This window comes from Microbacterium shaanxiense, assembly GCF_054779995.1.
This window is the reverse complement of the sequence record NZ_BAAGXE010000006.1, coordinates 141,240-161,015: the sequence shown is the minus strand read 5'-3', so window position 1 is coordinate 161,015 and position 19,776 is coordinate 141,240. Positions and strand designations below refer to the sequence as shown.

Annotated in this window: 22 protein-coding genes; 4 read left to right on the top strand and 18 right to left on the bottom strand. The window is 68.7% G+C overall.

What is annotated here, in order from left to right; genetic code table 11:
• Window positions 1-3 precede the first annotated feature (3 nt).
• From hisH to ACYVG2_RS18030, 4 genes are read right to left on the bottom strand one after another with little or no spacing between them, the layout of a single operon-like run.
• Complete coding sequence (gene hisH / locus ACYVG2_RS18045; protein ID WP_460782239.1) at window positions 4-639, bottom strand: imidazole glycerol phosphate synthase subunit HisH; 636 nt, start codon at window positions 637-639, stop codon at window positions 4-6.
• Window positions 636-1,241, bottom strand: coding sequence for an imidazoleglycerol-phosphate dehydratase HisB (gene hisB / locus ACYVG2_RS18040; protein WP_448967732.1), 606 nt, complete (start codon window positions 1,239-1,241; stop codon window positions 636-638). Before hisB ends, hisH begins: the two co-directional genes overlap by 4 nt.
• Complete coding sequence (locus ACYVG2_RS18035) at window positions 1,238-2,332, bottom strand: histidinol-phosphate transaminase (RefSeq protein WP_460782238.1); 1,095 nt, start codon at window positions 2,330-2,332, stop codon at window positions 1,238-1,240. The genes hisB and ACYVG2_RS18035 overlap by 4 nt, the downstream gene beginning before the upstream one ends.
• A gap of 13 nt (window positions 2,333-2,345) precedes the next feature.
• Window positions 2,346-2,720, bottom strand: a complete 375-nt coding sequence (locus tag ACYVG2_RS18030; protein WP_460782237.1) for a LysM peptidoglycan-binding domain-containing protein — start codon at window positions 2,718-2,720, stop codon at window positions 2,346-2,348.
• A gap of 310 nt (window positions 2,721-3,030) precedes the next feature.
• Between ACYVG2_RS18030 and lexA the strand changes: the two genes are divergently transcribed.
• Window positions 3,031-3,717 (top strand): transcriptional repressor LexA, encoded by a 687-nt coding sequence (lexA, locus tag ACYVG2_RS18025; protein ID WP_448967729.1) that lies wholly within the window; start codon window positions 3,031-3,033, stop codon window positions 3,715-3,717.
• Window positions 3,718-3,805: 88 nt separating this feature from the next.
• Window positions 3,806-5,680, top strand: a complete 1,875-nt coding sequence (locus ACYVG2_RS18020; protein ID WP_460782236.1) for a S9 family peptidase — start codon at window positions 3,806-3,808, stop codon at window positions 5,678-5,680.
• A gap of 5 nt (window positions 5,681-5,685) precedes the next feature.
• On the opposite strand, the gene smpB is transcribed toward ACYVG2_RS18020, so the two are convergent.
• The 4 genes from smpB to prfB all read right to left on the bottom strand — a co-directional run bounded on the left by smpB (window position 5,686) and on the right by prfB (window position 9,368).
• Window positions 5,686-6,162 carry an SsrA-binding protein SmpB gene (gene smpB, locus ACYVG2_RS18015; protein WP_460782235.1) on the bottom strand — a complete coding sequence of 159 codons (477 nt, stop codon included), beginning with the start codon at window positions 6,160-6,162 and terminating at the stop codon, window positions 5,686-5,688.
• An 89-nt stretch (window positions 6,163-6,251) separates the two neighbouring features.
• Complete coding sequence (ftsX, locus tag ACYVG2_RS18010; RefSeq protein WP_460782234.1) at window positions 6,252-7,166, bottom strand: permease-like cell division protein FtsX; 915 nt, start codon at window positions 7,164-7,166, stop codon at window positions 6,252-6,254.
• Window positions 7,163-8,191, bottom strand: coding sequence for a cell division ATP-binding protein FtsE (gene ftsE / locus ACYVG2_RS18005; protein WP_460782233.1), 1,029 nt, complete (start codon window positions 8,189-8,191; stop codon window positions 7,163-7,165). Before ftsE ends, ftsX begins: the two co-directional genes overlap by 4 nt.
• A 67-nt stretch (window positions 8,192-8,258) precedes the next feature.
• Window positions 8,259-9,368 carry a peptide chain release factor 2 gene (prfB, locus tag ACYVG2_RS18000; RefSeq protein WP_460782232.1) on the bottom strand — a complete coding sequence of 370 codons (1,110 nt, stop codon included), beginning with the start codon at window positions 9,366-9,368 and terminating at the stop codon, window positions 8,259-8,261.
• A gap of 49 nt (window positions 9,369-9,417) precedes the next feature.
• On the opposite strand from prfB, the gene ACYVG2_RS17995 reads away from it, so the two are divergent.
• Complete coding sequence (locus tag ACYVG2_RS17995; RefSeq protein ID WP_460782231.1) at window positions 9,418-10,233, top strand: endo alpha-1,4 polygalactosaminidase; 816 nt, start codon at window positions 9,418-9,420, stop codon at window positions 10,231-10,233.
• A gap of 59 nt (window positions 10,234-10,292) precedes the next feature.
• Window positions 10,293-11,510, top strand: a complete 1,218-nt coding sequence (locus tag ACYVG2_RS17990; protein WP_460782272.1) for an MFS transporter — start codon at window positions 10,293-10,295, stop codon at window positions 11,508-11,510.
• 10 nt (window positions 11,511-11,520) lie between these two features.
• Here the strand turns inward: ACYVG2_RS17990 and ACYVG2_RS17985 are convergent, their stop codons facing one another.
• The 10 genes from ACYVG2_RS17985 to ACYVG2_RS17940 all read right to left on the bottom strand — a co-directional run bounded on the left by ACYVG2_RS17985 (window position 11,521) and on the right by ACYVG2_RS17940 (window position 19,775).
• Complete coding sequence (locus ACYVG2_RS17985) at window positions 11,521-11,973, bottom strand: pilus assembly protein TadG-related protein (protein ID WP_460782230.1); 453 nt, start codon at window positions 11,971-11,973, stop codon at window positions 11,521-11,523.
• Window positions 11,970-12,425, bottom strand: coding sequence for a TadE family protein (locus ACYVG2_RS17980; protein WP_448967721.1), 456 nt, complete (start codon window positions 12,423-12,425; stop codon window positions 11,970-11,972). Before ACYVG2_RS17980 ends, ACYVG2_RS17985 begins: the two co-directional genes overlap by 4 nt.
• The gene (locus ACYVG2_RS17975) at window positions 12,394-12,795 is read right to left on the bottom strand and encodes a TadE/TadG family type IV pilus assembly protein (protein ID WP_448967720.1); all 402 of its coding nucleotides are present in this window, start codon (window positions 12,793-12,795) and stop codon (window positions 12,394-12,396) included. Before ACYVG2_RS17975 ends, ACYVG2_RS17980 begins: the two co-directional genes overlap by 32 nt.
• A gap of 1 nt (window position 12,796) precedes the next feature.
• Window positions 12,797-12,994 (bottom strand): hypothetical protein, encoded by a 198-nt coding sequence (locus ACYVG2_RS17970; protein ID WP_460782228.1) that lies wholly within the window; start codon window positions 12,992-12,994, stop codon window positions 12,797-12,799.
• Window positions 12,995-13,034: 40 nt separating this feature from the next.
• Window positions 13,035-13,973: a type II secretion system F family protein gene (locus ACYVG2_RS17965; protein ID WP_460782227.1), complete on the bottom strand. Its 939-nt coding sequence runs from the start codon at window positions 13,971-13,973 to the stop codon at window positions 13,035-13,037.
• Complete coding sequence (locus ACYVG2_RS17960) at window positions 13,970-14,830, bottom strand: type II secretion system F family protein (protein ID WP_460782226.1); 861 nt, start codon at window positions 14,828-14,830, stop codon at window positions 13,970-13,972. The genes ACYVG2_RS17965 and ACYVG2_RS17960 overlap by 4 nt, the downstream gene beginning before the upstream one ends.
• Window positions 14,827-15,969 carry a CpaF family protein gene (locus ACYVG2_RS17955; RefSeq protein WP_460782225.1) on the bottom strand — a complete coding sequence of 381 codons (1,143 nt, stop codon included), beginning with the start codon at window positions 15,967-15,969 and terminating at the stop codon, window positions 14,827-14,829. The genes ACYVG2_RS17960 and ACYVG2_RS17955 overlap by 4 nt, the downstream gene beginning before the upstream one ends.
• 92 nt (window positions 15,970-16,061) lie before the next feature.
• The gene (locus tag ACYVG2_RS17950; RefSeq protein ID WP_460782224.1) at window positions 16,062-17,471 is read right to left on the bottom strand and encodes a prolyl oligopeptidase family serine peptidase; all 1,410 of its coding nucleotides are present in this window, start codon (window positions 17,469-17,471) and stop codon (window positions 16,062-16,064) included.
• 46 nt (window positions 17,472-17,517) lie between these two features.
• On the bottom strand, window positions 17,518-18,486 hold the full coding sequence (locus ACYVG2_RS17945; protein WP_460782223.1) for a PaaX family transcriptional regulator: 969 nt from the start codon (window positions 18,484-18,486) through the stop codon (window positions 17,518-17,520).
• A 35-nt stretch (window positions 18,487-18,521) separates the two neighbouring features.
• A complete protein-coding gene (locus ACYVG2_RS17940) occupies window positions 18,522-19,775 on the bottom strand; it encodes a cytochrome P450 (protein ID WP_460782222.1) in 1,254 nt (417 codons plus the stop codon).
• Window position 19,776: the final 1 nt, after the last annotated feature.

The following is a 19,776-nucleotide window of genomic DNA, read 5'->3' as shown; positions in this document are numbered from 1 at the left end:
TCTTCAGAGACTCTGAACCCAGTTGCGCAGCAACTGGATGCCGGCGTCTCCCGACTTCTCAGGGTGGAACTGCGTCGCTGAGAGCGGGCCGTTCTCGACCGCGGCGAGGAACGGCGTGCCGTACGTCGTCCATGTGAGCGCGGGCTGCGGGAACGGGGGGATCACGTCGAGCTCCCAGCTCTGCGCGGCATAGGAGTGCACGAAGTAGAACCGCTCGTCCTCGATACCGCGGAACAGTATGCTGCCCTCGTCTGGCGTGACGGTGTTCCATCCCATGTGCGGCAGAACGGGCGCGTCCAGTTGCGTCACGGTTCCCGGCCATTCGCCGAGGCCTTCGACGTCCTGCCCGCGTTCCACACCGTGCGAGAAGAGCACCTGCATGCCGACGCACACTCCGAGCACCGGCCGGCCACCGGCGAGTCTGCGCTCGATGATCTCGTCGCCGCCCTTGGCGTGCAGCGCCTCGCGCACCGCAGCGAACGCGCCGACGCCGGGCACGAACAATCCATCGGCCTCCAGCGCGGCCGTGCGATCACCCGTGAGCGTCGCATCGGCTCCCGCCGCGATCAGCGCCTTGACCGCGGAGTGGACGTTGCCTGATCCGTAGTCGTAGACCGCGACGGTGGGCCTGCGTGTCACAGTGCGCCCTTGGTGGAGGGGATGCCGACCACCTGAGGGTCGAGCGCCTTGGCCTGGCGGAATGCGCGTGCGAACGCCTTGAACTCCGCCTCGGCGATGTGGTGCGGGTCTCGGCCGCCCAGCACTCGCACGTGCACTGTCAGCCCCGCACCGAACGTGATCGCCTCGAAGACGTGCCGCACGAGCGAACCGGTGAAGTGGCCGCCGATGAGGTGGTGCTCGAATCCTGCAGGCTCGCCTGAGTGGACGAGGTAGGGACGGCCGCTGATGTCGACGACCGCCTGCGCGAGAGCCTCGTCGAGCGGCACGAGTGCGTCGCCGTATCGGGAGATGCCGGATTTGTCGCCCAGTGCCTCGCGGATCGCCTGGCCGAGCACGATCGAGATGTCTTCCACCGTGTGGTGAGCGTCGATGTCGGTGTCGCCCGACGCGCGCACGGTCAGGTCGGTGAGCGAGTGCTTCGCGAACGCCGTGAGCATGTGGTCGAAGAACGGCACAGACGTGTCGATGTGACTCTGCCCTGTGCCGTCGAGGTTGAGCTCGAGCTCGACGGTCGACTCGGACGTGCTGCGGGTGCGGGTCGCGGTGCGGGAAACGCTCATGACGCCGATCCTATCGAGGCCAGCGCGTCCAGGAACGCCGTCGTCTCGGCCTCGGTGCCGGCGGTGACCCGCAGGTGGTTCGCGATGCCCACGTCGCGCACCAGCACGCCGCGCTCGTAGAGTGCCTGGAACGTCGCCTGCGGATCTGCCACTCCCCCGAACAGCACGAAGTTCGACCATGACTCGTGGGGCTCATAGCCGAGCGCTTCCAGGGTCGCGGTGATCCGGTCGCGCTGCTCGACGATCTCGTCGACCATGCCGAGCATCGTCGGCGCATTGCGCAGCGCAGCCACGGCGGCCGCCTGGGTGAGGGCGCTGAGGTGGTACGGAAGCCTGACGAGCCGGAGAGCGTCGATGAACGCCGGGTCGGCGGCGAGATACCCGACCCGTGCGCCGGCGAACGCGAACGCCTTGCTCATCGTGCGCGAGACGGCGAGACGGGGGCGACCTTCGAGAAGCGTGAGAGCGGATGCCGACTCTCGGGGCGCGAACTCCTGATACGCCTCATCCACCACGACGACCCCGCTGGACGCCTCGTAGACGGCCTCGATCACGTCAAGGCCAAGCGGGGTGCCCGTGGGGTTGTTGGGCGTGCAGAGCATGATCACGTCGGGGTCTGCGTCGATGACTTGAGCCACCGCGTCCTCCACGGTGATCGTGTAATCGGGCTGACGCTCCCCCGCGACCCAGCGCCCCCCAGTGCCCTGGGTGAGAAGGGGGTACATCGAGTACGTGGGAGCGAAGCCGAAGACCGTGCGCCCCGGCCCTGCGAAGGCCTGCAGAATGTGCTGCAGCACCTCGTTCGAACCGTTGCCCGCCCAGATCTGCGACGCGTCGAGGCCGTGTCCGAGGTATTCGGCGAATCCTTCGCGCAGGGCCGTGAACTCCCGATCCGGGTAGCGGTTCACGTCGCGCAGGGCGACGGCGATGTCGTCGAGGATGTCGCTCGCGACATCATCCGGAATCGGATGCGTGTTCTCGTTGACGTTCAGCGCGACGGCCAGCGGGGCCTGGGGTGCGCCGTAGGGGGTGAGACCGCGAAGATCGTCACGGAGGGGTAAGTCGCTGAGTGAAACAGTCACCCTCCCCATGTTAACGGTGAGATCAGCCGGCGTACTCCGCCGGGATCGCGAGCTGCTGCCCGACCTGCAAGGAGCCAGCGTTCAGAGCGTTGAGCTTCTGGATCTCACTGATGACCGTGCGAGGGTCTTCGGCGGGGGCGACATCTTCGGCGATCGCCCAGAGCGTGTCGCCCGGCATGACGGTCACAGTGTCGAAGACGGTCGCCTCAGCGGCGTCGCCCGAAGCGAGCGCCGAACCGCCGCTGATCGCGGCGAACCCGATGCCGGCCGCCAGAGGGAGAGCTGCAAGAGCGAGCAGAAGTCGACGCCCGCGCGCCGTCAGCCGGAGTCGCGTCGGTGCGCTGGAAGCGGCACGAACGGGAAGAGCTGCTGGGGCGCTGATGCTGATGGTGCTCATGTGATTTCTCCTCTGCCTCTTGGCTGCCTCGGGACTTGCGCCCTTTGGCGTAGCGTTCGCATTCGCCGCTCGGCCGGGAGCGGGGAATGCGAAGCTACGTACCGAATGTATCTTCGAATTCGAACATCTGTCAAGACTTATTCGAAACCCATCCACCGAATTCACCGACACGCTCGAACAGATCTTCCGTTTCGGTGCGATTCTCGGATACGGTTTCGATACGAACACCACACCACGGGCCACCGACATTCGAAGATGAACGCCGGTGGACACGAACGCCAGCACCGTGAAAGCGCACGAAGGAGCACCCATGAGCGACATCTCCGTCCCCGGCCCTGAGGCTCCGCGCACCCGTCGGCGCAAGAACCTCAGCGCAAAGCAGCTGGCGATCCTCGAGGTCATCCAGACCTCGATCGCGCGGCACGGATATCCGCCGAGCATGCGAGAGATCGGCGACGCCGTCGGGCTGAAGTCGCTCTCCAGCGTCACCCACCAGCTCGGGCAGCTCGAGCTGAGCGGCTACCTGCGACGCGACCCTGGCAAGACGCGTGCCATGGAAGTGCTCATCGACCTGCCGGGCACGAGCGGCGAGAATCCGGCGGACTCCGCCACCCCCGTCGGCGACGCGGCGATGGTGCCGCTGGTCGGTCAGATCGCGGCCGGCATCCCGATCACCGCCGAGCAGCAGGTCGAAGAGATCTTCCCGCTGCCCCGCCAGCTCGTCGGCAAAGGCGATCTGTTCATGCTCAAGGTCTCCGGCGAGTCGATGATCGACGCCGCCATCTGCGACGGCGACTGGGTCGTCGTGCGCACGCAGAACACGGCGGAGAACGGCGAGATCGTCGCGGCCATGCTCGAAGGTGAGGCGACGGTGAAGACGTTCCGTCAGCGCGATGGCCACACCTGGCTGCTCCCCCGCAACTCCTCGTTCGAGCCCATCCTCGGCGACGACGCCGTGGTGCTGGGCAAAGTCGTCGCGGTGCTGCGCGCGGTCTGACCGCATCAACAGGTCTTCCGCTCGCCGTCGCCGAGCGCGCAACCAGCGTGACGCGGCGTGTCAGGCGGACGGCGAATAGGCTCGAGGCATGCAGCCGTACGGAACCTGGCCCTCCCCCTTCCACGCCGCCGACATCGCATCATCCGCGCCGCGCATCGACGGCGCCAGGTTCGTCGGCGATGAGATCTGGTGGGGCGAGTCCGTGCCGGCCGAGGGCGGCCGCGTCACGGTGCGCAGCTCGAACGGCACGGTGCTCCTCCCCGAGCCGTGGAGTGCCCGATCGCGCGTGCACGAGTACGGCGGTGGGGCATGGACGGCGGATGCGGACGGCACGCTGTTCTTCGTCGATTCCGGTGATCAGCGCGTGTACCGGATGCCGCGTGGCGGGACGCCGGAACCGCTGACACCGACCGGCACGGACGGAACCTGCCCGAACCATGGCGGGCTGCGTCTGCAGCAGGGGCGGCTGCTGGCCGTGCGTGAGGATCTCTCGGTGGAGCCGCACCGGCGGGCGATCGTTGAGATCCCGACCGACGCGTCCGCCGCCTCGGACGAGACCGCGATTCGTGTGCACCTCCAGGGCAGTGCCTTCTTCGCACACCCCGCGCTCTCACCGGACGGCACGCGTATCGCGTGGGTCGAGTGGAGCGGGCGACGGATGCCGTGGCAGGAGGCCATGCTCTGCGTCACGGAGCTCGGCGGGGATGTCTTCGCCGACACGCGCGCACGCGCGGCGCTGCAGCCCGAGTGGATCAGCGACACAGAACTCGTATACGCGGACGACCCCACCGGACGCTGGAATCTCTATCGACGGGAGATGAATGGGCTCGATGCGGGCGCTCCGGAGCCGATCGCGCCGGCGGACGCCGACACCGGCTACGGCCTCTGGGTGCTCGGGAACCGCTGGTACCAGCCGCTGGCCGACGGCCGCATCGTCGCCGTGCGCACGAACGGCTCGGACGAGGTCGTGCTCATCGGGCACGACGGGTCGGAGGATCGCATCGAGGTGCCGGCCACGGCCCATGTGAGCGTCGATGACGCGTCCGGCTCGCGCGTGCTCCTCTCCGGCGGCGGCGCCGGTGTGAGCGCGGGCCTGTGGTGCGTCGACGTCGACTCCGGCGCCGTCGAACGGGTGCGCGGCGGACGACCGGTCGACGAGGACTGGATGCCCCCGGCGACCCGCATCACATTCGACGGTGCGAACGGGCCCGTCCACGCGTTCGACTACGCACCCTCCAACCCCGACGCCACCGCGGCCGAGAGCGAGCTCCCGCCGTACATCGTGCTCGTGCACGGCGGACCGACCGCGCACGTCGCGGGCGCGGCATCCGCCGCCATCGCGTTCTACACGACCCGCGGGATCGGCGTGCTCGATGTGAACTACGGCGGGTCCACCGGGTACGGCCGCGCGTACCGCGAGCGACTGGACGGCCGGTGGGGCGTCGCCGACGTGGACGACGTACTGGCCGCCGCACACGGACTGGCCGATTCCGGTCGTGCGGACCCGCACCGCATCGCGATCCGCGGCGGGTCGGCGGGAGGGTGGACGGTGCTCGCGTCACTTGTGCGCGGAGGGGTGTTCTCGGCGGGCATCAGCCGCTACGGCGTGACGGATCTGCGCGCGCTCGCGGAGGACACGCACGACTTCGAGAAGTACTACCTGGACGGCCTCGTGGGTCCGTTGCCCGCGGCCGAACAGGTCTACATCGATCGCTCCCCGCTCACGCACGCGGAGCGGATCGACGTACCGGTGCTGCTGCTACAGGGCGCTGACGACCGGGTCGTGCCGCCGTCGCAGTCGGAGTCGATCCGCGACGCCCTTGCGGCGCGCGGCATCCCGCACGAGTTCGTCGTCTACCCCGGTGAGGGGCACGGCTTCCGTCGTGCAGAGACGATCATCGACGCCCTGGAGCGTGAACTGCGCTTCCTCGGCGAGGTGTTCGGCTTCGAACCAGAGCTGTAGGTCGGCTACTCGCCCACGCGGTTGCGCATGCGCATGGCGCGCTGGGCCTCGCGGGTGTCCTGGCGTTCGCGCAGCGTCTGACGCTTGTCGAACTCGCGCTTGCCCTTCGCGAGGGCGATCTCGACCTTCGCCCTGCCGTCGGAGAAGTAGAGCTTGAGCGGGATGAGCGTGTAGCCGCCGGCGGACACCGCGTGCTGCAGCTTCTCGATCTCCTCGCGGTGCAGCAGCAGCTTGCGGATGCGCTTGGACGAGTGGTTCGTCCAGTGCCCCTGCGAGTACTCCGGGATGTGCACGGAGTCGAGGAACACCTCGTTGCCCTTGACGAACGCGTACCCGTCGCTGAGGTTCGCGCGGCCCTGCCGCAATGACTTCACTTCGGTGCCGGTGAGCACCATCCCCGCCTCGTACGACTTCTCGATGTTGTAGTCGTGACGTGCGCGACGATTGGTCGCGACGACCTTCTCCCCGCGTTCCCTGGGCATGATGCTCTCCTGATCCGTGCCGCGCCGAACGCACGACAGCCCATCAGTCTACAACGGCGAAGGCCGCTGCCGGGACGCGCGGCCGGATGCTACGTGCGCAGCCACCGGCGGATCGCGAACCCTGCCGACAACGCGGCCAGGATCACGCCTATGCCGATGAGCACCGGCACGACGAACGCAGCATCCTGCATCGTCACCCAGGTGGTGATGAACGGCACCCTGCCCTTCAGATAGCCGTTGACACCGAAATGCACGCCGGCGATGACGGCCCCGCTGGCGAGCACGGAGCCGATGAACGCCGCGAACACGCCCTCGAGCACGAACGGCGTCTGGATGAACCGGTTCGAGGCGCCCACCAGGCGCATGATGCCGATCTCCTTGCGTCTGGCGTACGCGGACAGTCGGATCGTGGTGGCGATCAGCAGGATGGCGGCGATGAGCATGAGCACGGCGATGCCGACCGCGATGTAGGTCGCGACGGTGAGCGCGGAGAAGAGCGGATCGAGGTACTGCAGCTGGTCGCGCACCTCCTCCACGCCGCTGATGCCGGCGAACGCCTCGACGATCACCTGGGACTGGCCTGGGTCCTTGAGGGTGACGTAGAACGTCTCCGACATCTGCTCCTCGGTGAGCACGCTGGCCTGTTCCTCACCCAGAAGTTCGGTGATGTTGGCGTAGGCCTCCGCCTTGGTCTCGAACCGGAGGTCGCCGATCAGTGACGCCAGCGGATCCGCTTCGAGCTCGGCTCGCACCTGATCGACCTGCTCGGGTGTGGCGGCGCCGTCGATGCAGCTCTCACCGGTCGAGACCGTCGAGCACATGGAGACCGACACCTGCGCGCGCTCGGTCCAGTAGTCGCGCATGGTGCTGATCTGGCCCTGCATGAGTATCGCCGCGCCGACGAACGTCAGCGACACGAACGTCACCAGCACGACGGAGATCACCATCGAGATGTTGCGCCGAAGGCCCCCGAGTGCCTCGGTGAGGATCAGACCCACCCTCACGATGTCGGCCCCACTTCCTCGTCGTCCTTGCCGTCGGAGAGTCCGAGGCGATCGGCGACACCGAGCTCGGCGACATCGACATCCGGCAGCACGATCGGATGCGTGCCAGGGCCGACGTTCGTCGGAGCCTGCTCGGCCGCCGGAGCCTGCGCGGATGCCGTCGCATCTGCGACCGGTGCCGCGGGAGCGTCAGCGCTGCGCGCCGCCTTCATCTGCGAGATCATCTCGGCGGTGAGGGGCTCGAGCGACTCGGTCTGACGCTGCACCTCCTGCACGGCGGTGAGGGCAGCGGTCGCAGCGGCGCCGCGTTCCTGCTCAGGGACGAGCTGCGGGATCATCGAGCGGTCGCCGTAGCCGCCGTGCACCTCGTCGCGCACCATCTCGCCGTCGCGCAGCTCGATCACGCGGCGCTGCATCTGGTCGACGAACGCGGCTTCGTGCGTGGCCATCAGCACCGTCGTGCCGCCCGCGTTGATGCGTGCGAGCAGCTGCATGATGTCGACCGAGGTCGCAGGGTCGAGGTTTCCGGTCGGCTCGTCCGCGAGCAGCACCTGAGGGCGGTTGACGAGCGCGCGGGCGATCGCGACGCGCTGCTGCTCTCCGCCGGAGAGCTCATGCGGCATCCGCTTCTCCTTGCCTTCGAGCCCGACCAGCGCCAGCGCCTCCGGCACTGCCTGCTGCACGAACCCTCGCGAAGAGCCGGTCACCTGGAGAGTGAAGGCCACGTTCTGGAACACGGTCTTGGTGGAGAGCAGACGGAAGTCCTGGAACACCGAGCCGATGTGACGGCGGAAGTACGGCACCTTGCGGTTCGCGAGCGAGCGCAGGTCTCTCCCGAGCACCGCGACACGTCCGGCGGACGGCACCTCCTCGCGGAGAATGAGCTGGAGACAGGTGGACTTCCCCGACCCGGAGGCTCCGACGAGGAAGACGAATTCGCCCCGTTGGACTTCGAAGTCGACCCCCGAGAGGGCCGGTCGCTTCGTCCCGCGGTAGCGCTTGGTGACGTTCTCGAACCGAATCATGGCGTTATGAGCCTAAGCGCGCGCCTGTCGCTCGACGCGAGCGACACCCCATCGAGACGGAGAGAGCTCAGTCGTCATCCCTGCGCTTGCGCCAGCGAATGCCTGCCGAGATGAAGTCGTCCAGATCGCCGTCGAACACGGCGGCGGGGTTGCCGGATTCCTGGCCGGTGCGCAGGTCTTTCACCAGCTGCTGGCCGTAGAGGAAGTACGAGCGCATCTGATCGCCCCAGCTCGCCGTGATGTTGCCGGCGAGCTCCTTCTTCGTCGCCGCTTCCTTCTCCTTCTGCAGCAGCAGCAGGCGGGTCTGCAGCACGCGCATGGCGGCGGCCCGGTTCTGGATCTGCGACTTCTCGTTCTGCATCGAGACGACGATTCCGGTGGGGAGGTGCGTCAGGCGCACTGCCGAGTCGGTCGTGTTGACCGACTGCCCACCAGGGCCGGAGGAGCGGAAGACGTCGACGCGGATGTCGCCCTCGGGGATCTCGACCTCGGTGGCCTCCTCCATGAGCGGGATGACCTCGACAGCGGCGAAGCTCGTCTGACGCTTGTCGGCGGAGCCGAACGGGCTGATGCGCGCGAGGCGGTGCGTACCGGCTTCGACGGACAGCGTGCCGAACGCGTACGGAGCGTCGATCTCGAAGGTCGCGGACTTGATGCCCGCGCCCTCCGCGTACGAGGTGTCCATGACCTTGGTCGGGTACTTGTGCTTCTCAGCCCAGCGCAGGTACATGCGCATGAGCATCTCGGCGAAGTCGGTGGCATCGTCGCCACCCGCACCCGAGCGGATCGTGATGATCGCCGAGCGGTCGTCGTACTCGCCGTCGAGCAGCGTCTGCACCTCGAGCTGGTTGATGACGTCGGTCAGCGCGGCGAGTTCGCCCCGTGCCTCCTGGCCCGAGTCCTCATCACCCATCTCGTTGGCGAGTTCCACGAGCACCTCGAGATCGTCGAGGCGCTGCGCGATGCCGGTGATTCGGGCGAGCTCGGACTGGCGGTGGCTGAGGGCGCTGGTGACCTTCTGAGCGCGCTCGGTGTCGTCCCAGAGGTCGGGTGCGCCCGCTTCCTCACTGAGCCGGGCGATGTCCTCGCGAAGTCGGGAAACATCGACGACCTCGCTGATATCGCCGAAGGTGTGCCTGAGCGCCTGGATTTCGGCGGAGAGATCTAGTTCGAGCATGACACCCCAGCCTATCCTGCCGCGGTTAGTCTGAGGTGTGCGTATCCGCGTGAGCCGATCTGTCGCCGTCGCGGCCGCCGCCGCGAGCATGCTCGCCCTCACCGCGTGCACGGCGTCAGGGCCCGCCGCAGACCCCATCGACCTCGCGGTTCTGCCCCACGACCCGGTGTTCGATTACCAGCTCGGCGGAGGATACCCGCCCGCCGACGATGTCACGGTCGTCGTGCGCGATCGCACTGATGCGCCGGAGAGCGGCCTGTACTCCATCTGCTACATCAACGCCTTTCAGACGCAGCCGGGCGAGCTCGACGACTGGCCGTCGGATGCGGTGCTCGTCGACGACTCCGGACTGCCCGTGCGCGACCCGCACTGGCCGGACGAAGCGCTGCTGGACATCTCCTCCCCCGCGGGGAAGGAGATCGTCGTCGCCACCGTCGGCGATTGGATCCGGGGATGCGCGGCGGACGGATTCGACGCGGTCGAGTTCGACAACCTCGATTCCTTCACCAGGGCCGACGGACGGATCGCGATCGACGACGGCGTCGAAGTGGCGGCGAGACTGGTGACCGTCGCGCATTCCGCAGGCCTCAGCGCCGGCCAGAAGAACGCCGCCGAGTTCGCCGCCATGCTCCGCGAGGAAGCGCACTTCGACTTCGCCGTCAGCGAGGAGTGCGCTGCGTACGACGAGTGCTCCGCGTATGTCGAGACCTACGGAACGGGCGTGCTGAACATCGAGTACACCGACAATCTGGCCCGCCCGTTCACGGAGGTGTGCGCCGATGCGGACACGCCTCCGTCGACGATCCTGCGCGACCGCGACCTGGCGACGCCTGCCGAGCCCGCGCACCGCAGGGAGGTGTGCTGAGCGCGGAGTAGCGTGGTCGTGTGAGCAGCGCGTCGTCGGTCCTGAGAGAGTTCGGGCCGATGGTGTACCTGCCGACGATCCTGTTCGCCCTCGGCGAGGGCGCCGTCATCCCGCTGATCCCGGTGATCGCGGCGAACATGGGCGCCGATGTCGCCTCCGCCGCACTGGTCGCCTCCGCCCTCGTGATCGGGCAGCTGTGCGGAAATCTTCCGGCCGGGTGGGCGGTGGCGCGCATCGGCGAGCGCTTCACGATGGTGATCGCCGGGGTCGTCTCGATCGGCGCGGTCGTGGGGATGGTGTTCGCCCCCGTGCTGGCCGCGTTCGCGGCATCCGTCTTCCTGCTCGGATTCTGCGCGGCCGCCTTCGGCCTCGCCAGGCACGCCTTCATGACGACGCGCGTGCCGGTGGCGTTCCGCGCCCGTGCGCTGTCGTTACTGGGTGGCAGTTTCCGGCTGGGTGTGTTCGTGGGGCCGTTCGTGACGGCCGTCCTGCTGCAGGTCTTCGGCGACGAGCATGCTGCGATCTGGTTCTTCCTCGCGTGCCTGGTCGTCATGGTGGTGCTGGTGCTGTTCGGACCCGATCCGGAGAAGACCACACCGCCGGTCGCGCTGAGCTCCGCCTTCGCCGAGGACTCCGGTGAGGTGGTGACGGGGTCCATCCCGACCGTCGAGCGCGTGGGGATATTCCGCACGATGTGGCAGCACAGGAGCGTGCTCGGGAAGCTGGGACTCGCAGCCGCGTGCCTGTCGGGAGTGCGATCGGCACGGCAGGTCGTGCTGCCGTTGTGGGGCGTCTCGCTGGGGCTGGACGCGCAGACCATCGCCCTGGTCGTCGGCGTCTCGGGTGCCATCGACTTCGCCCTGTTCTACGCCAGCGGCCAGGTGATGGACCGATTCGGTCGCCTGTGGGCGGCGATGCCGGCCATGGTGCTGATGGGGATCGGGTTCCTCGCACTCTCCTTCACGCACGACGGGGACGCCGCGGTGCTGTGGTTCGGGATGCTGGCGGCGGTGCTCGGCGTCGGCAACGGCCTCTCCAGCGGTATCCTGCTGACTCTCGGTGCCGACACCGCGCCGAAGCAGGAGCCGGCGGCGTTCCTCGGCTCATGGCGGACGCTCACCGACGCCGGCGGAGCGATCGCCCCGCTGATCGTGTCCGGCGTGACCGCGATCGCGTCGCTGTCGGTGGCTTCAGGCGTGATCGGCGTCGTCGGCCTGCTCGGCGCGCTCGGGTTCATCCGCTGGATCCCCCGGTTCAGCCCTCGCCCTGACCGCTAGGTCGCTCGTCTCAGCGCAACGCCGTACGGCTCGTCGCCGTGGCTTCCAGCGGCACACCGCCAGGAACGAACGGCGAGAGCAGCGGTGGATGCCAGGCAGCTGCGACCGTGACGCGGGCTGTCACACCGTCGGGGGCGGATGCCGACACGAGAGCCGCATCGGTCGTCACGGCACCCACGATCGCGACCGCCTGCTCGTGCACTCCGGCGTCCGTCAGCTCCGCCCGTACCGATTCGCCGTCGACCACGAGGGTGAAGCCGTCCGCGCCGGCGAGCGCCGCGGCATCCGCGAGGGAATCGAGTCGCTTCTGCGCGATGTACAGGTCGGTCGCGCAGGTGCAGACGAAGATCACGGCGACCGCGAGCACGACGTATCCCAGCAGGAGCGGCAGGACGCTGCCGTCCTCGGCATCCCGCTCCTCCGCCTCTGTCGCGAGCCTCGAGAGAGAGGGACGGCGCATCATCCCGTGCCCCACAGACGCGAGACCTTCTGCGCGGCGGCGGCCTCGAGCGGGATGCTCGCCGCCCTGTCCAGCCCGAAGATCGGCGGCACGAACGGCAGCGAGACGCGGGTGGTGACGGTGACGATGACCGTCGCACCGGCCGATGGACACGCCGTGACTGCCGGGGTGCAGGTCATCGACACGTCGACGCTCCCCTGGTCGATCCCGTATTCCTCCAGCACGCTCGCGAGCACGGCGTCGCTGTTCGCCGCTGCGGAGTCGACGTCATCCGCCTGGCCGATCACCCGCGCTGTGTGCCGTGCGGCGGCCTCGACGCCGAGAAGGCTCTCCTGCACGGCGCCGAGCGTGATCACGAGGTATGCGAGCGGGACGAGCAGGATGACGCCGACCGTGATGAACTCCAGCGCCGCTGATCCGTCGTCATTCTTCGCCCAGAGTCTCCAGCGGGGCATCCGCGTTCACCTCCATTGCGTACGGGATGCCGAGCAGACCGATGATGGGCAACGTGGTGCGCACCGTCACGACCGCCGTCGGGTGTCCGAGCCGGTCGCTCTCCGCGACGGCGACGTCCTCGGCGTAGGCCGCACCGACCGCTCTGGTGATCGACATGCGTGTGCGGTCGGCGCCCTCCTCCAGCGCGGTGTCGGCGAGGGCCGCGTAGTGCGCTCCCTCCACGGCCGCATCGTGCACGACGTTGCGCACATACACCGCGAAGCCCAGTTGCAGCACGGCGAGGGTGAGGACGGTGAGCAGCGAGCCGACGAGCACGAACTCGACCGGGCTCGACCCGCGGTCGTCCGTCGCCGCCTCGCGCCAGCGCACGTCAGAGCCCGGACACTCGCGAGATCGCCTGCTCGAACAGTCCGGTCAGAGCCGGGCCGGCCACCGCCCAGATGAGCACGACGAGCCCGGCCGTCATCAACGTCACCAGAACCCAGCCGGGCACGTCGCCGGATTCGTCTTCGGCGAGCGCCCTGGTGTCGGCGGTGAGCGCTGCCCACCAGCCTTGGATTGCTCTCATCATCTGTCCTCTCATGGATGGGGTGGTTCAGGTCGTCGTCTCAGCCGAGTCCGAGTCGCAGGATGAACAGTCCGGGGAACACTGCGAACAGCACGCTCAGCGGGAGGATCAGGAACACCAGTGGCAGCATCATGTAGATCTCGCGCCGGCCGGCCTGTTCGATGAGCACCCGCTTGGCGTCCTCCCGGGCATCCGCCGCCTGCGAATGCAGCACGCCGGCCAGCGGTGCCCCGTGCTCGAGCGCCGCGATCACCTGATCGACCGCTCGCGACAACCCAGGCAGCCGCAGCCGTGCGGACATCTCAGAGAGGGCATCCGCCAGCGGCGACCCCGTGCCGACGGCGAGCACCACCTGTCGAAGCTCGTGGGTGAGCTCGCCCGAACCTATCGAGGCGACGCGGCGCAGCGCGTCCAGGAACCCCTCGCCCGCCGACAGGCAGAGCGCGAGGAACTCCAACGTGGTCGGCAGCTCGTCGCTGAGCCGCGACAGCCGCGCCTTGACTCTCGCGTTGAGCATCAGATCGACGGCCACCGCACCCGCGGCACCGACCAGCACCGGCAGCACTGCGGCGGGCGGCGTCATCCGTCCGGTCAGCGCGAGGATCACGACGAGCACGCATCCGGCGCCGAATCCGGTGACCGCCCACCCGAGTTGGCGGGCGCGGAAGGACGCGGGCGTGTCGTCGGTGCCCGCCTGTGCGAGGCGGAGCGCCAGTGCGTCACTGCCGCCGAGGCCGCGCGCGAACATGCGCTTGAGGCGCTCCCAGCCGTTTCCGCCGTGGAGGGGAAGGACTCCCGCTCGGGGAAGGATGCCGGTCGGCAGCGCTGCATCGTCGACGGCATCCCGCACGTAGGGAGCGATGCGGACCGTCAGGGACGCGGCACCCCAGCGCGGGGCGGCGGCGAGGATGCACAGCATCCCCGCCGCAAGCAGTCCGCCGAGGAGGAGCGCCATGGCGGCATCCGTGACACCGCTCATGCGAACCACCGTCTGGGCTCTGGAAGACGGCCGATGCGCACCATGATGCGGAATGCCACGACAGACACGGCCGCACCGGCGATGATCACGAGCACTCCCTCTGGGCTCGTGTACGCCTGCGCGCCCTCCGGTCGCAGGGCCAGGAGCCCGAGGATGACCCACGGTGCGATCACGCCGAGGACCGCCGCACCGCGGATCCAGGACTGCCGCGCTTCGACCTCGCCGCGCAGCGCGGCGTCCGCGCGCACGGACGATGACAATGAACGCAGCACGCCGGTGAGCTCGGTCCCGCCCACCTGGCGCGCCATCTTCAGAGTCTCGATGATCCGATCGGCGATGGGATCGGCCAGCGAGCTCTTCAGCCTCTCGATGCTGGTCTCGAAGCGTCCGGTCGAGTGCAGATCCCTCGCGAACACGACGAACGCCGGACGCACCATCGCAGGCGCCGACTCCGCCAGGGAGGCGACCGCATCCGGCAATGACAGCCCGACGCGGATCGAGGCGATCAGGAGATCGCAGACGTCCGGCCAGAGCTGTCTCCGCGCCTTGAGCAGCCGCAGTCGACGCGCCCGCAGGAACGCTATCGGAGCGGCCGCTCCCCCGATGGCTGCCAGCACCGCCAGCGTCGGGATGCCGGTGACCAGCCACGTGGCCGCGGCCGCAGCCGCCGCGACGGCGATGATGACGACCACGGCGGTGCGCTGCGGCACGGAGGCGTACCCTGCTTCATCCATCAGACGGACGAGCCGCCCGCGGCTGCTCGTCTCCCGCTGCTCCTTGTCGCGTCGCGGCCACAGCCATGGCGATGCGCACAGCAGGAGTCCGGCCGCGAGGATCGCGCCGATGAGCAGCGTCATACCGGTGGCTCCGCCCGGTAGATGGTTCGCGTGATGATGCGCCCCTCCACGACCTCTCCGGTCGGCGCGATCACCTCGGTGACGCGCCGGGCGCCCGCGGCGTCACGCGTGCAGTGCACGACCATCGAGACCGAGGCTGCGAGTGCCGGTGCGATGAAGGAGCGATCGATGTTGCGGCCGGCGAGCAGGGGCAGGATCGTCAACTTCTCGAGCGCCTCGACCGCCGAGTTCGCGTGCACGGTGCCCGCACCCGGTACCCCGGTGTTCAGCGCGAGCACGAGATCGAGCGCCTCCGCGTCGCGGACCTCGCCGACGACGAGGCGATCGGGCCGCATGCGCAGGGCCTCCTTCACGAGACGGCGCAACGTGATCTCGCCACTGCCCTCCAGACTCGCCTGACGCCCCTGCAGCGCGACGAGATCGGGACCCTGCACGGCCAGTTCGAAGGTCTCCTCCACTGTGATGATGCGCTGGTTGTCCGCGCACGAGGCGAGCAGAGCGCCGAGGAGGGTGGTCTTGCCCGCGTGGGTCGCGCCCGAGACGATCACGCTGAGCCCGTCGCGCATCGCCGTGCGCAGCATGTCGGCGACCTCCGCCGGCAGCATTCCCAGCTCGACCAGCGCATCGAGCGTGCGATACCGGGGCAGGAACTTCCTGATGTTCACAGCCCAGGAGCCGCGGACGACATCCGCGATGGCGACGTGCAGTCGGGAACCGTCCGGCAGCGAGGCATCGACGAACGGTTGGCTGATGTCGACGCGGCGGCCGGTCGCCTGCAGCATCCGCTCCACGAGGTCACGGATCATCGCGTCGGTCAGACGCAGCCCGATCCGCTCCGAGACGCCCTCGCGCGCGACGAAGACGCGGTCGGGCCCGTTCAACCAGATCTCCTCGATGTCGGGATCATCGAGGAGCGGCTGAAGGGGCCCGAAACCGCTGACCGAGGCGAGCACGTCGCGTACGCAGGCGATCTCGTCGTCGATCGTCTCTTCGCCACGCGACAGCGCGAGGTCGTTGTGCCTGCGGACCTCCGCCTGCGCGACGCGTCGCGCCTCTTCCGGCGCGAGCGAGGGATCGGTGCGCTCCGCACGCAGACGCCGGCGCACGCGCTCGGCGACGACGAGGGTGCTCTGGCTCACACGGGCATCCTCGCAAGAATCGACGCCCGACCTCGGAAGTTATCCACAAGGGACTGCTCAGAACCGTATCCCGCCGACGACGGCGGCGAGGTTCACCCAGCCTCGCGCTCCGGCCGGAGCATCGAGTCGGGACGGAACTGCGCGAACGTCCCCGTCCCCCGATCGAGGTCGCTCTCAGCCGCGACCTGATCTGCACGGGCGTTCAGAGCAGTCGTCATGGCGACGTTCGCCCAACGGCCGGTGTCGAGCCTGTCCTGCAACGCGCCGACGACGGCGGCGAGCTCGGCATCCGAGTAGGCGCAGTGCCCCGGACGATCGACGAACACCTGCCGGAGCTGCGCGTTGGCGCCGGCGTGACGGACTCGTTCGGCGTACGTCTGCGCCTGGGCGACGGTCGGCGCGGTGTCTCCGGTCTCATGCAGCGTCAGGACCGGCCCCGAGATCTGGCCGGTCGGCGTCGCATTGCGCTGCATGTACTCGACGGCTGCCGTATCGGCAGAGATGCGATCCGCACTCTCGAGGAGATCCAGGTCCTCTCTCAGGTCGAGACCGGCTTCGGCGTACAGCGCGCGAACGAGCTGCGCATTGTCTGATCCGTTCAGGGACTTCGAATAGTCGACTCCGGTGTTCCAGGAGAAGTTGCCCCCGGCGCGGGCCTCCAGCGGTTCTCGCGGAGAGATCACGCCGAACATGAACGCGCGGTACAGCTGCTCCTGCTGCGTCGCGATGTCTGCGCGTCCCGGCTCGACGGTGCCCTGCTGAGTCCACGGCGGTATCTGAGCGAGACTCGCGGCCAACGCGATGCGGGCGCGCCCCTGCGGGGTCTTCTGAGCCTCGTCCAGCACCTCGCGGAAGGCCGCCTGCCGCTGCGGCTCGTCCTGCACGTCCACGAGTTCCAGGCGATCGTCGTACGGCGCCAGCAACATCCGCAGCGCGAACGCGCCGTCCAGCGCCTGATTGAGCATCGGGATCGTGCCGGCGACCGACCCGCACAGCGGCAATGCCGCGTCGAAGACCGAGGGATGGTTCTCGAGCAGCGCGACCGAGGTGAGCCCACCCATCGACGACCCCCACGCGACCACGTGTTCGGGTTCGCCCAGCGAGGCGCCGGCGACGTCGGCGAGCTGCGGCTGGTCGACGAGCAGGTCCTGCACGCTCCATCCGGAGGTCGAAGGCTTCGAGCCGGCGAGTGCGTACCCCTCGTCGAGCAGCCAGGTGATGACGTCGGCATCCGGTCCGGCGACGGCCTCGCCTCCGGCGCTGCCCGAGTAACCGGGGCTCCAGACGAGCAGCGTGCCGTTCCAATCCGCGGGCGTCAGCAGCACGTACCGGCTGCCGCTGGCCAGGCTGCCGCGGGTCTCGCCGTGCTGCTCCGAGCCGGCGGTGGACGAGGCAGGAATCGCGCTCGAGGTCGACGTGGCCCCAGCGGTGAGGGGCGTGAGGACGAGCGCGCCGACGGCGATCAGGCAGGCGGCCGCGCGCGGGAAGAACGTTGAAGGCATGGTGATGTCCTTTGCCGGGCGTGCGAGCGCCCGAGGTGATGAGGGTTCAGCCCTCTGTCAGCAGCGACGTCGCTGCTGCGAAAGTGTGGTGGGTGACGTGTCCGGCGAGATCGTCACGGTACGGCCGAAGGATGCGCCGGACTGCCGACTCGGCCGCGGGGCCGAGTGCGTCGTAAACGGTTGCGCACACCGCGACGGCGGGATGCAGCGGATAGTCCGCTCCGAGCAGCTCGTCAGGCAGCTGCGGGTCGCTGCGACGCAGCATCCGCCAATCCGCCATGATCGACGTCCGGATACGGAGGGCCTCGTCGGCCGGACGCTCCGCAGAGTCCGACATCGCATCCAGCACAACCGTCGGACCATCGCTCTCGAGGCGTCGGGCGACGGGCGCCCAGCGATCGAGGAACCGCTGATAACCGGCGGCGCGCTCCTGGAGCTGGAACGCTCCCACGATCGCCTCCCGATCGGTCCCCCGGGGAAGACGTGCGGCGGTGAACACCGTCAACTGCTCGGGGCCGAGCTCGACAGGCATGCTCGAGAGCATTCCGGCGATCGATTCGGACGCGTCTCCCGGTCGAAGCCACAGGGCGTCGTACAGCGGGGCGAAACGCAAGAGCCGGAGCCGATCGCGCAGCGCACGTCGCGTCCCAGCGGCGTCCTCCGGTACGGAGTACGCCACGACCGTCCAGGTTCCATCCCACTCCGGTATGCGGTGGCTCAAGAAGAGCACGCGCACATGCGAGTCGATGATCTCGCGCGTCATGGGCGCCACGGCGTACTCCGTGTGACGTCCGGACCTGGCGCCCACGAGGAATCCCCGCTGGGCGAGTCTCTGGATCGCGCCCCTCGCACCGGCCGCACTCACATCGAAGAGCCCGAGAAGGTCCACGAGCGCTGCCGAAGGCAGAGATTCGGCCTGCGCGAACCAGTAGTCGCCGAGCAGCACCGACAGCAGCTGCTGAGAGTGCGCACCGCGCTGAGAGCGCGGCAGAACTGTCTCGGAAGGCGACGGCATGGGGCGATTCTGTCACGTGTCCACTCCGCACCGGTTCAGCGGGTCGGGTGCAGCGTCAGCGGTGCGCAACGCGGTCCGTATTCGAGCCAGTTCATCATCGTCACCTCACCGGCGAGCTCGAATCCTTCGGTGCGCTCGAGGATCGTCTGCAGCGCCACGAGGAGTTCCAGTCGCCCCATGGTCGCCGCCGGACATCTGTGGGCGCCACGGCCGAACGCGAGATGGGAGTTGCCAGGGCGGCGGAGGATGAAGTCGTCCGGAGCGTCGAACACCTCCGCGTCCCTGTTCGCCGACGGGAACAGCAACGCGATCGGCTCCCCCTCGCGCACGAGGCGCCCGCGTAAAGTCGTGTCGCGCACCGCGGTGCGCGCGAACACCCGGTACGGGGCGTGCAGACGCAGGAACTCCTCTATGGCGGCAGGAAGGTCGTCGGGGTGCCGCCGTAGATGCCGCTGCAGGTCCTGATCCTGCGCGAGGTGCACAAGGCAGCTGCCGAGTGCCGCCTGCGGTGCCCCCATCCCCGCGACGATCATCTGCCTCACCGTGGCGACGGCGGTCTTTCTCGTGATGTGGTTCGCCGGATCCTGCGCGGCCGCGTCGAGGCTCGCGACGAGATCTAGGTCAGGATCCGGATGCTGTGACAGCCGGTCCTCGTAGACGCCTTCGGCGATCTCGTAGAGCTGCGCGCTGCATTCCGCGATGACGGCGTCATCCATGTCCTGGATCGCGAAGGAGTAGCGCACGCCCACCTCGCGGATGCGTCGCGTCAGTGGTGCGGGGACACTCAGGAACGCGGCGAAGCAGTCCATGACGTACGGCGCCGCGAAGTCGCTGACCGCATCGGGGGCGCCGCTGCGCAGCATCTTCGCGACGAGATCCTCTGCGCTCGTGCGGAACGCCGCCTCGTGCGCTCTCACGACGCTGCGGCGCAGCACCGGATCGATCGCATCCCGATACGCGGTGTGCTCCGGCGGGTCGAAGTGCAGCGGGGGGCGCCGCGAGCTCCGCGGGACGTGAGGCACGACGTTCTGCACTGACGTGATGAACAGCTCGTCGTCCTGGGCGATGCGCACGACGTCGTCGTACGTGGTGGCAGCCCAGAACCCTCCGAACTCCTCACTCCACGGGAACGCGTTGCCGGCGCGCAGCGCCGCATAGTCGGCGTGCGCGCTGCCGAACTCCTCCTCCAGAGCCGGCGCCCACTCCGAGCCGCGCTCCTCGCGCGTTCGAGCATCCGGCTTCGCGGCGACGGTGTCGTCGGAACCGTACCCGAATGGACATGTCGCCACG